General features: G+C 71.9%; 7 protein-coding genes and 1 pseudogene. 7 read left to right on the top strand and 1 reads right to left on the bottom strand.

From position 1 onward, the window contains the following. On the bottom strand, positions 1 to 416 hold a 416-nt coding region (locus VG276_13385; protein ID HEV8650364.1), incomplete at its 3' end, for a hypothetical protein. Between the two features lie 244 nt (positions 417 to 660). Between VG276_13385 and VG276_13380 the strand changes: the two genes are divergently transcribed. The 7 genes and pseudogenes from VG276_13380 to VG276_13350 all read left to right on the top strand — a co-directional run bounded on the left by VG276_13380 (position 661) and on the right by VG276_13350 (position 10,842). Beyond that, on the top strand, positions 661 to 1,809 hold the full coding sequence (locus VG276_13380; protein ID HEV8650363.1) for a polysaccharide deacetylase family protein: 1,149 nt from the start codon (positions 661 to 663) through the stop codon (positions 1,807 to 1,809). A gap of 130 nt (positions 1,810 to 1,939) precedes the next feature. Continuing rightward, a complete protein-coding gene (locus tag VG276_13375; protein HEV8650362.1) occupies positions 1,940 to 2,758 on the top strand; it encodes an isocitrate lyase/phosphoenolpyruvate mutase family protein in 819 nt (272 codons plus the stop codon). Positions 2,759 to 2,951: 193 nt separating this feature from the next. Then, positions 2,952 to 4,829: pseudogene (locus VG276_13370) on the top strand (glycoside hydrolase family 15 protein). 347 nt (positions 4,830 to 5,176) lie between these two features. Further along, the gene (locus VG276_13365; protein ID HEV8650361.1) at positions 5,177 to 6,340 is read left to right on the top strand and encodes a hypothetical protein; all 1,164 of its coding nucleotides are present in this window, start codon (positions 5,177 to 5,179) and stop codon (positions 6,338 to 6,340) included. Positions 6,341 to 6,354: 14 nt separating this feature from the next. Beyond that, positions 6,355 to 7,047, top strand: coding sequence for an ABC transporter ATP-binding protein (locus tag VG276_13360; protein ID HEV8650360.1), 693 nt, complete (start codon positions 6,355 to 6,357; stop codon positions 7,045 to 7,047). Positions 7,048 to 7,049: 2 nt separating this feature from the next. Continuing rightward, positions 7,050 to 7,739, top strand: a complete 690-nt coding sequence (locus VG276_13355) for an ABC transporter ATP-binding protein (GenBank protein ID HEV8650359.1) — start codon at positions 7,050 to 7,052, stop codon at positions 7,737 to 7,739. Continuing rightward, the gene (locus VG276_13350) at positions 7,729 to 10,842 is read left to right on the top strand and encodes an FtsX-like permease family protein (GenBank protein HEV8650358.1); all 3,114 of its coding nucleotides are present in this window, start codon (positions 7,729 to 7,731) and stop codon (positions 10,840 to 10,842) included. Before VG276_13355 ends, VG276_13350 begins: the two co-directional genes overlap by 11 nt. Positions 10,843 to 11,094: the final 252 nt, after the last annotated feature.

The raw sequence follows: 11,094 nt of genomic DNA, 5'->3' as shown, positions 1-11,094 counted from the left end.
CGGCGGGGCGCGGACTCCAGGCCCGTCACCTTGGAGTCCTTGCCGACCTCGACGGTGACCCGCTCCCCGCTCGCGGTGGTGAGGTGGGCCTCGTAGACGCCGTCGGAGTCGGTCTCCACCCGCAGCACGGTCGCGCCCGGGTACTTGGCCAGGGCCGCCGCCCGAACCTTGCTGGCAGTGTCCCCGGTAAGCAGCTTCTCGTCCGGCCGCTGGCTCTTCGACTCGTCAACGGCGCCGCCCCGCGGCGCGGCCCCAGGCGCGGTCGCGGCGTACGGGTCCGCCGCGCTGGTGGTCGTGCTGGCCGCGCCTGCGGTCAGCGTTCCCGCCAGCACACCGCCAACCAAGAGCCCACTGGCGACGAGCGCCGCCGCACCACCCCAGCGCCGCCAGCCGCGACGCTCGCTGGTGTTGTCCATGTCGTGCCTCCTTCGTCGATGGCTCCTGTCGAGCCGGGTAGGACGATGGTGGCGGCGAGACCTGTGCCCGACTTCAAAGCTCCCTGGAAGTTGGCTGGGAATCGAAGCCCGGTGCCATCCTCGCAGTTCAGGGTGGCCAGTCCGCGCCGGGTGGAGTACGGTCCGCGCCGCGGTTGCCGCAACGAGGCCCTGGTCGCTGGCCCGCTTACGGGCAGGGCCGGCCAGACGTAGTAGGCTGCCGGCCATGCAGCTCCGCTGGCCGGACTGGCCGCTTGTCCACCGGGTCCGTCCGGCGCTGCTGGTGCTGCTCGCGGCGGCCCTGCTCGCCGGCAGCGGCGCTGCCGAGCCGTCACCCCCAGGCCGGTCCGGACCGGCTACGACCTTGCCGGCACCACCGCTGACGGTGAGCAGCACCCACGGGCCGCTCCCGATCGCGGTCAGCGTGCTGGGGCGGCGGCGCCTGCTGCCGGCCGGCACGACCCTGGCCGGCTGCGTGGCCCAGCTGGGTCTGCGCCCACCGGCGGGGAGCCTGCTGGCGGTCGACCGGACCGTGCTGCGGCCGGCCGTCTACCCGGGTCGGGTGCTGCTCAACGGCCGCCCCGCCCCGGCCGCCACCCCGCTGGAGCGCGACGACCGGGTCACGCTGCTGGCCGGCCGGGACCGGGTCGAGCCGGTGCGGCGCACCCTGCTGCCGCCGGTAGGGCCGGACCAGCCCCGCAACCCGCAGGGCACGCTGGTCACCGGGCCAGGCCACGAGGTGCTGACAAGCGGCTCGATCTCCGGGCGGCTGGCCGGCGCGGTGTTCGTGCCCAGCGGCCCCCGGCACGTGCCCCGGGCGGTCGCGCTCACCTTCGACGACGGGCCCTGGCCGGACTCGACCGCCAAGGTGCTCGCCATCCTGCGGCAGGCGCACGCACCCGCCACCTTCTTTGTGGTCGGCCGCCAGGTTCTGCGCCACCCGGAACTGGTCCGACAGGAGGTGCGGGCGGGCATGACGGTCGGCACCCACTCGTTCAGCCACCCGCAGGGGTTCGCCGCCCTGCCGCCCGACCGAATGCGCGCCGAGATCGGCCAGGGCGCGGCCACCCTGGCCGGGCTCGGCATGCACCCCAGCCTGTTCCGGCCGCCTGGGGGCGGCTGGTCGCCGACGGTGCTGGCCGCAGCCAGCCGGGAGCGGCTGCGCACGGTGCTGTGGTCGGTCGACCCGGCCGACTGGCAGCCGGGGACCACCGCCGCGCAGATCACCAGCCGGGTGCTCGGCGCCGCCCGGCCGGGTGCGATCGTGCTGCTGCACGACGGCGGCGGGGACCGCTCGGCCACGGTGGCCGCCCTGCCCCAGATCATCACCGGGCTCCGCCAGCGGCGGCTCGCCCTGACCACCCTCACCCCCTGAGCCAGGCCTTAAGCGTCGTCGTCGCTGTTCGTGCACCCAGGCCAGTACTTCACCAGCACGCGGCCGACGCTGGCTCTGGCACACTCACAGCGGATCGGAGCCGACTGCCGCATGAGGAGCGCCCAAAGCAGTGACCGGACACGCTGAGAAGGCCAGACGGTTCATGGCCCTGCACCGTGGCGAGCGTCCCCTGCTCCTGCCCAATCCCTGGGATCGGGGTTCGGCAAGGCTGCTCGCGTCGTTGGGCTTCCAAGCCCTGGCCACCACGAGCAGCGGCTATGCCGCGACCCTTGGCCGGCTCGACGGATCGGTGACCCGCGACGAGGCCGTGGGACACGCTGCGTCGATCGTCCAGGCGACCGATCTGCCGGTCTCCGCCGACCTGGAAAACGGCTTCGGCGACCAGCCGGCCGACGTCGCGGACACGCTGCGGCTCGCCCTCGACGCCGGGCTGGCCGGGTGTTCGGTGGAGGACTTCACCGGGCGGGAGGACGCGCCCATCTACGACGCCGGCCTCGCCGCAGAGCGGGTCGCGGCTGCGGCACAGGTCGCCCATGGTGGGCCTGTGCACCTGGTGCTCACCGCACGGGCCGAGAACTACCTGCACGGTCGGCCGGATCTGTCCGACACGATCGGCCGGCTGCAGGCCTGTCAGGAAGCCGGCGCCGACGTGCTCTACGCTCCGGGCCTGCGCCGCCTGGAAGACATCCGCCAACTCGTTGCTTCGGTGGACCGGCCCGTCAACGTCCTGGCGCGACCCGGGGCTCCAGCGGTGTCGGAGCTCGCGGCCGTCGGGGTCAGCCGGGTCTCGGTCGGCGGCGCGTTCGCCTTCGCTGCCCTGGGGGCTGTGATCGAAGCGGCGCGGGAACTGAGCGCGGAGGGGACCTACACGTTCTGGGAGCGGGCGAGCATCGGCCTGCAAGGCGCGCGCTCGGCCTTCGGAAGGTGACGGTCACCGAACGATGTGGGCGGCGAATGAGCCGGGCAGGCGGCCACGGCGCGATCAAGGGCTGGCCAGACCACCCCGCCGGCCCGAAGAGCGAGGTGCTGACAGCATGAGCATGAGGGCCACTCGCGGCGCACGCGGCCGCGCCGCGACCGACCCGCCCGCCCAGGGCTGGGGCGGCGAACCGGCCACGCACAGCCCGTTCCCGCCGATCGCCGAGTACGCGTTCCTGTCTGACTGCGAGGTCACCGCGCTGGTCGCCCCGGGCGGGAACGTCGAGTGGCTGTGCCTGCCGCGGGTCGACAGCCCGAGCGTGTTCGCCGCCATCCTGGACCGCGCCGCAGGCGGCTTCCGGATCGGCCCGGCCGACGTGGCCGTGCCTGCCGCCCGTCGCTACCTGCCCGGCTCGCTCATGGTCGAGACGACCTGGAAGACCAGGACCGGCTGGCTGATCGTCCGTGACGCGCTGTGCGTATGCCGCTGGTACCACGACCAGCGCCGCTTGACGACCCACCGCCGCGCCCCGGCCGACTACGAGCCAGAGCACGTGCTGCTGCGGACGGTGCGGTGCGTGAACGGCAGCGTGGAGCTCGCGCTGGACTGCGAGCCGGTGTTCGACTACGGGCGCGTCCCGGCGCAGTGGGCCTACGTCGGCGAGGGCTACGGCGAGGCGGTCGCCGTCGCGCCCGGCGGCGAGCTGGAGCTGCGGCTGACGACGAATCTCCGCCTCGGCTTCGAGGGGCGCGGCGCCCGCGCCCGCACCCGACTCACCGAAGGCGACGACGTGTTCGCGGCGCTGTCGTGGTCGGAGCATGCGCCGCCGCGGACCTGGGCGGACGCCGCCGAGCGGATGTGGCAGACCGCCGAGTACTGGCGGCAGTGGATCAACCAGGGCGAGTTCCCCGACCACCCCTGGCAGGGCTACCTGCAACGCAGCGCCCTCACCCTCAAGGGGCTGACCTACGCGCCGACCGGGGCGCTGCTGGCCGCCGCCACCACCTCCCTGCCCGAGACCCCGGGCGGGGAGCGCAACTGGGACTACCGCTACACCTGGATCCGCGACGCCACCTTCGCGCTGTGGGGCCTGTACACCCTTGGCCTTGACCGGGAGGCCAACGACTTCTTCTACTTCGTCGCCGACGCCAGCGCCGGCGACGAGGACCTGCAGATCATGTACGGCGTCGGGGGGGAACGGGAGCTGCCGGAGTCGACCCTGGAGCACCTGTCCGGCTACCAGGGTGCCCGGCCGGTGCGGACCGGCAACGCCGCCTGCCGGCAGCGCCAGAACGACGTCTGGGGGGCGGTGCTGGACTCGGTCTGGCTGCACGCCAAGTCACGCGACCACTTGCCGGAGCACCTGTGGCCGGCCCTCAAGCGGCAGGTGGAGCAGGCCATCGAGCACTGGCACGAGCCCGACCAGGGCATCTGGGAGCTGCGCGGACCGCCGCGGCACTTCACCTCGTCCAAGCTGATGTGCTGGGTCGCCTGCGACCGCGGGGCGCGGCTGGCCCGGCTGCACGACGAGCCCGACAGCGCCGAGCGCTGGCAGAAGGCGGCCGACGAGATCCACGCCGACGTCCTGGCCAAGGGCCTGGACGCGCGTGGGGTGTTCGTCCAGCACTACGACACCACCGCGCTGGACGCCTCGGTCCTGCTGCTGCCGCTGGTCCGCTTCCTGCCGGCCGACGACGAACGCGTCCGCGCCACCGTCCTGGCCGTGGCCGAGGAGCTGAGCATCGACGGGCTGGTGCTGCGCTACCGGACCGACCAGACCGACGACGGGCTCGCGGGCGAGGAGGGCGCCTTCACGATCTGCTCGTTCTGGCTGGTGTCGGCCCTGGTCGAGGTCGGCGAAGTGGCCAGGGCCAGACAGCTGTGCGAGAAGCTGCTGTCCTACGCCAGCCCGCTGGGGCTGTACGCCGAGGAGCTGGACCCGCGCACTGGCCGGCACCTGGGCAACTTCCCCCAGGCATTCACCCACCTGGCGCTCATCAATGCGGTGATGCACCTGATCCGTGCCGAGGACCCCAGACCCACGCTGCAGTTCATCCCGCCCCGGCAGCGTCAGCCCTGATCACGTCGTGCGGGCACCATCGGCGCCGGCCGCGCCGCGAGGTGCCTGTTGCTTCGCCGGCGGTCAGTTGATTACATCCTTACGCGACTGCCACCTCTCACGCGACTGCCACCTCTCCCGAAGAACTGGCGCAGGACACCTGCGGAGGACCGATGACCTCGACGACCCCGGCCGGCGCTCCGCACTGTTGCCGCTGCGCGACGCCTCGGCCAGCCGCCTGTATCGCATTCCTCCTTGCCAGCACCGTCCGGGAGGAACATCTTCCCAGACAGCAGCGAATCGGCGTCGGGCCGGCCGGATACTGAAGCGGTGCAAGCAGGCCGATGTGCAAACGGGGAGGCATCATCATGGCCACCGAGTCTCCGAGGGACACCGGGATGAACAAGCCCGTCGAGCAGTACGGTGCGCCGGGCGAGGCGGAGCCTGCGGAACCGGCCGCGGAACCGACCGCGGAGCTGCCGGTCGTGGCGCCCGAGACGGCCGCGTCGCAGACCGCGCCGGTGGCGGCGCACGCGCAACCGGCCTCTGCGGCGGTGGAGGAACGCCCGGCACAGGGCTCGCCAGCGGGATCGGCCGAGCGGCCCGTGAACCGGAGCAAGCGAACCGAGCAGTTCGTGCCGCTGCCGCTCGACGCCCCGGCGTGGGCGCGGGCGCGCCGGTCGGAGGCCGGCGAGCCGCCAACGGTGGGCGCGCAGTCCAGGCGCCGCCGTCCGCGCACCGGCGTGGTGGTCGGCACCGCCGCCGCGGTCGTCGCGCTGGTGGCCGTCGCCGCCCTGGCGCGGCCCTCGCTCACCGGCAGCCACAAGGCCACGACGGCCCCGACCGGGCCCGCGGCAGGGACGGCGCAGGCAGGCGTGACGCCAGGCCAGACGGCCGGCGCGAGCCAGACCAGCCAGGCGGGCGTGGCTGCTGGGACCGGGGCCGGCACCGTCCAGGCCGTGCGCCAAGGGTTCACCCAGCTCCCACCCCAGGCCGACGGCGACGCCAAGGTGATCTACGCCGTGGTGCTCCGCAACCCCAGAAACGACCAGGTCGCGGTGGACGTTCGCGCGGTCCTCACCTTCACTGGCGCCAACGGCGCCACCGTCAAGATCAAGGACGAGGGGCTCGACGCACTACTGCCCGGGCAGACGGCCGCGGTCGCCGACACCACCAGCGCGACAGGGGTGACCGGGCTGCGCGTGCAGATCCTCGGCGGCAGCTGGGCGCCCGCGCAGGGCCTGGCAGGCAACCTCAGCGCGGACGGCGTGCGGACCTCGTTCGTGGCGGGCAAGCTGACGACCACCGCCACCCTGCACTCCACGCTCGGACAACCCCTCAGCGGCGCCGACGTCGTCGCGGTCTACTACGACCAGGCCGGGCGGATCATCGGCGGCCAGGCCGAGAACGTCGACGTCGTCCCCGCCGGCGGGTCGGTCCCGGTGCTGCTCGACACCTCCACCACCCTGGCGGGGGTCGCAAAGTCCGAGGTCTACGCCAATCCCAAGGACCTCCTCACGCCCGGCGGCTGAGCGGACAGGGCCAGGTGAGCAACGCCCAGCGACACTCGCCACCGCTCGTGCGCCTCGAGGGGGTGTCGAAGTCCTACGGCACCGGTCCGAACCAGCTCCACGTGCTCGACAGGGTCGACCTCGACCTCCGGTGCGGCGAGACCACGAGCCTGGTCGGCCGATCGGGAAGTGGGAAGTCCACCCTCATCTCGCTGATCGCCGGGCTCATGCGTCCCGACGCCGGACACATCCACATTGGTGGGCAGCAGACGAACAAGCTGGACGAGGCCGGCCGTGCGAGGCTTCGCGCTGAGCGGATCGGCGTCGTCCTCCAGGCCGACAACCTGCTCCCGTTCCTGACCGCCGTCGAAAACGTGGAGCTGGCCAGAGGCTTCGCTCCGGGTCGCCGGTCGATGAGCCGAGCCCGAGAGCTGCTGTCCGAGCTCGGGCTCGGTGACCGCATGGACCATCTCCCGCGGCAGCTGTCCGGTGGGGAGGCGCAACGGGTGGCAGTGGCCGTGGCGCTCGCCAACGAACCGGACCTCCTGCTCGCCGACGAAGTCGTCGGACAGCTCGATTCTTCCACCGCGGCGTATGTCACCGAACTCATCTTCGCCGCCTCTCGCGAGCGCGACCTCGCCGTCCTGTACGTGACCCACGACGAGCAGCTCGCCCGCGAGGCCCAGCACTCGCTGCGCCTCGCCGACCGCCGGATCGTGCCGGCGTGACCATGGACGCGTCGATCCACGTCGAGTCAGTGGTGGTCGAGCACGCCACAGCGAGTGGCCCCGTTTGCGCGCTCGACGGGGTCTCCTTCACGGTCGACGCCGGGTCGAGCGTGGCGGTCACCGGACCCAGCGGGTGCGGCAAGTCGACGCTGCTCGGAGTCCTCGGGGGTCTCGCCCTCCCGACCGCGGGCGCCGTGCGGATCGGCGGGGAGGAGATCTCGTCGCTGTCGGAGCGCCGGCGCTCCGACTTCCGGCGCACCCACGTCGGGTTCGTCTACCAGGCCGACAACCTGCTCCCGTTCCTCACCGTCGTCGAGAACGTCGGGCTTCAGTTCGCCCTCGACGGAGAATCCACCGCCGTGGACCGGTCCCTCGACCTGCTCGACAAGCTCGGCCTTGCGAACGAGGCGCACCGGCTTCCCGACCACCTTTCGGGCGGCCAGCGCCAACGTGCGGCGGTGGCCCGAGCGGTCGTGCACCGGCCCGAGGTCATCCTCGCCGACGAGCCGACCGGCGCGCTCGACGCCGCGAACGCCGCAGCTGTCATCGACCTGCTTCTCGAGGTGCAGCGCGAGATCGGCGCGACGCTCGTCATGGTCACCCATGACCCGGGCGCAGCGAGCCGGATGGACCGGCGCATCGGGCTCCGCGACGGGCGCGTTACAGGATCGTTGGCATCCGATGATCGCTAGGTACGTCTGGCGCGACCTCGCCCGTAACCCGAGAAGGAGCCTGGCGACGCTCGCCGGGATCACGCTCGGTGTCGGTCTGTTCTCGGCCGTCCTCTTCTTCATCGACGGTTCCTCGGCGTCGATGACCCAACGCGCCATCGCGCCGCTTCCCCTCGACATGCAGCGAATACTGACGGCCCCACTCGGTGAGGAGATCCGACTGGCCGAGCGGGTCACACCCGCCGCGCGGCTCCAGCCCGGCGACACCGCGCGTGTCGAGCTCGTCCTCGCCAACGACAGCGCACGGCCCGCCAACGAGGTCGTCATCCGGGACGAGCCTCCGGCGCCCCTCACCTACGTCCCCGGCTCGACGACGATCGACGGGGCTCGCGTCGCCGACCGCGGGGGGGACAGTCCCCTCGCCCAAGGCGCGGCCAAGCTCGGCCTCAACCTGGGCACGGTACCCCCGAAGACGAGCGTGACGGTGGCCTACAGCGCGGCGGCGAGGTCGGCCGTGAACTCGGTCACGTCACTAGATCTCCGTGCGACCTTCTCCAGCCGCGAGATCGACGCACCGGTCCAGGCCAACGCGCCCGGTCCGGTGGGGCTGGCCGAACTGACCCGCAGGATCGCCGAGGTACCCGGCGTTGTAACGGCCGACCAGCTGTCCTTCGTCGACCTCGCGCCCGGCTCGCTCCGATCGGGCTCGAAGCAGGCGGCCGGGGCGGTGCGCGTCTTCGGCTTCGACGACCTGTACCGCGAGCACAACGACTCGATCCAGATCGTCAGCGGGTCGTATCAACCGGGTCACGGCCTGCTCAGCGCGGAGGCGGCCAAGGCGCTGTCGGTCAAGCCCGGCGACGTCGTTCGCGTCGACGTGCCCGGCCTCGACAGGCCCCTGTCCGTCCCGATCAGCGGGATCACCGATCTGTCGCGGGCCAAGTCCCTCTTCTACAGCCGGCAGGGCCAGCAGCTCGAGCAGTTCCTCTACGTCCCGAACGCTGTGGTGATCGAACCGGAGGTGTTCGCCAGGGCGATCGTGTCCGCCTTCCAGAAGGCGACGACGACCAGCGGCGACGTCGTCAAGAGCAATCCGATCCTCGAGGTCGACATCGGCGTCGAGCGCGAGCGGCTCGACGCCGATCCGGGAACCGCGCTCGCGCAGACCAAGGCGGCCGCCAGCGCCGTCACCGATATCGCGCCCGGCCAGGACTACCTAATCGACAACATCTCCAACACCCTTCAGGTCGCACGCGACGACGCCCGCGTCGCCAAGCGCATGTTCGTGTTCCTCGGCGTGCCCGGCGCCCTCCTAGCCGCGATCCTCGCGGCGTACGCAGGCGGCGTCCTGGCCAACGCACTACGACGCGAGCAAGCGATCCTGCGTGTCCGCGGTGCCAACCGCCGGCACCTGCTCCGCATGCACGCCCTGCGCACGCTCGCCCTCGCCGGCGCCGGCTCGGTAATCGGTCTCGGCCTCGGGATGGCCTCCGCCATCGCCGTCCTCTCCGCGGATGCGCTGGCCCGCGCCCCGACCACCAGCCTCGTCGCCTCGGCGCTGCTGGGTGCCGGCGGGGGATTCCTCGCCACCGGCGCAGCGCTGTACGCCTCGGGCCGTCGCGCCATCAACCGGGACATCAGCGAAGAACGGGCCCAGCTCTCGTCGCGCCCGCCCGCCTGGCGGCGTCTCCGGCTCGACATCGCAGCGCTGGTGATCGTAGCGGTCGCCGAAGGGGTCGCGTTGCGCGCCGGCGCCTTCGAGGGCGCCGCTGGCTCGGTCTACAACGGACGGTCCGTGTCCCTCCGGATGCATCTGGTGATCGTTCCGATCGGCGTCTGGATCGCAGGCATCCTTCTCTCGGCGCGGGTGGTCGAGCGGTTCTTCTCCCGCCTGCCGCTGCCGACCCCGCCCCGCTTCGGCCGGCCGCTCTGGGGGATCCTGACCCGCAGCGTCCGCCGGCGCTCCTGGGCTGCCACTGGCGGGGTGATCATCGTCGGGCTGATCTTCGCCCTCGGGACGAGCGTCGCCTCGTTCACCGCGTCGTACAACCGGGCCAAGGCGGCGGACGCGAGATTCGTCGTCGGATCCGACGTGCGGGTGACGCCGAGTCCGACGAGCACGGTCGAGCATCCGCCGGGATATGTCGACGCGCTCGATGTCCCCGGCGTCCAGACGGCGACCCCGGTGGTGTTCAGCCTGCAGAACGCCGTCCTGCAAAGCGAGTTCAACGAGGACGCGGCCAACATGGCCGCGGTCGATCCCGCCACCTTCGGACGTGTCGCGGCGCTCGCCGATTCGAACTTCGTCGACCGGACGGCGGCGAGCGCGATGGACGCCCTGAGGCGCGACCCGGGCGGCGTCTTCGTCAGTACCGATCTCGCCGACTTCCTCGCGCTCGGACCCGGCGACCCGGTGCAGGTCTTGTTCGCCCGCGGGACGAAGGAGCAGAAGCTGTCGGATATGAAGGTCATCGGGCTGTTCGAGCGTCTCCCCGGCTTCCCTGAAGGCGCCGATGTGCTCGCCAACCTCCAGCGACAGGTGAGCCTCATTCCCTCGACCAACGCAAGCTTCTTCCTGGCGCGGACGACCGACCCCAATTCCGTCACGCTGGAGCGAGCGGTCTCGGCCCTTCGCGACGGCCCAGGGTCCGTCGACGCGCTGCAGATCGACACGCGGGAAACCACACTCGACAAAGACCAGTCGAGCCTGGCGGCGCTGAACATCCGCGGCCTGCTGACGCTTGATTCTGCCTACGCGTTGGCCATGGCGGCGACCGCGATCACGGTCTTCGTGTTCGGGCTGCTCCTCCAGCGGAGGAGGGAGTATGTCACGCTGCGCGCCCAGGGGATGCATGCCGGCGAGATCCGATCCCTCCTCGTCATGGAGGCGGGTGGGGTCGTGGTCTTCGGATGCGTGGCTGGGTTGCTCGTCGGTGGCGGCATGGCGTACTTCCTCGTGAACGTGCTGCGCCCGCTGTTCGTGCTGCGCCCGCCGATCGTGATCCCGGCAACCGGGATCGCCACCCTCACGGCGCTCGTCCTGGGTGTGTCGTTGGTCGCATCGCTCGCGGCCACCACGCTGATCAACCGCCTGCCTCCCACGGAGCTCCTGCGCGACGAGTAGCCCCAGATACCGATGAGCCGCGAGAGCGTTTCCGGAGTGGTTCAGGCGCCCCGCGCATCTCGGGGTCACTGACGACGGCCCGCCGCGAGCGACGGTGACCACCGAGCGCACTCCCAACGCGAGCGGTGTTCCTCCCGTGGCGATCACTGTGCCATCGATGAAGGGCCTGCTCCCGGCCTGGCCGTTCGCCGCCGTCAGGTGAGGTGACCCTCGTGAGGGCGCGTTCAGGTTCTCTTCAGGGAGCGACGTGTT

This window comes from Actinomycetes bacterium, from assembly GCA_036000965.1.
Taxonomy (GTDB): domain Bacteria; phylum Actinomycetota; class CALGFH01; order CALGFH01; family CALGFH01; genus DASYUT01.
The sequence above is the reverse complement of the archived record's forward strand: the minus strand, read 5'-3'. Positions and strand labels throughout refer to the sequence as shown.

Coding starts and splice junctions, on each gene's coding strand:
- VG276_13365 (HEV8650361.1), top strand. CDS start 5,177: ATGGCCACCGAGTCTCCGAGGGACACCGGGATGAACAAGCCCGTCGAG.
- VG276_13355 (HEV8650359.1), top strand. CDS start 7,050: ATGGACGCGTCGATCCACGTCGAGTCAGTGGTGGTCGAGCACGCCACA.
- VG276_13380 (HEV8650363.1), top strand. CDS start 661: ATGCAGCTCCGCTGGCCGGACTGGCCGCTTGTCCACCGGGTCCGTCCG.
- VG276_13350 (HEV8650358.1), top strand. CDS start 7,729: ATGATCGCTAGGTACGTCTGGCGCGACCTCGCCCGTAACCCGAGAAGG.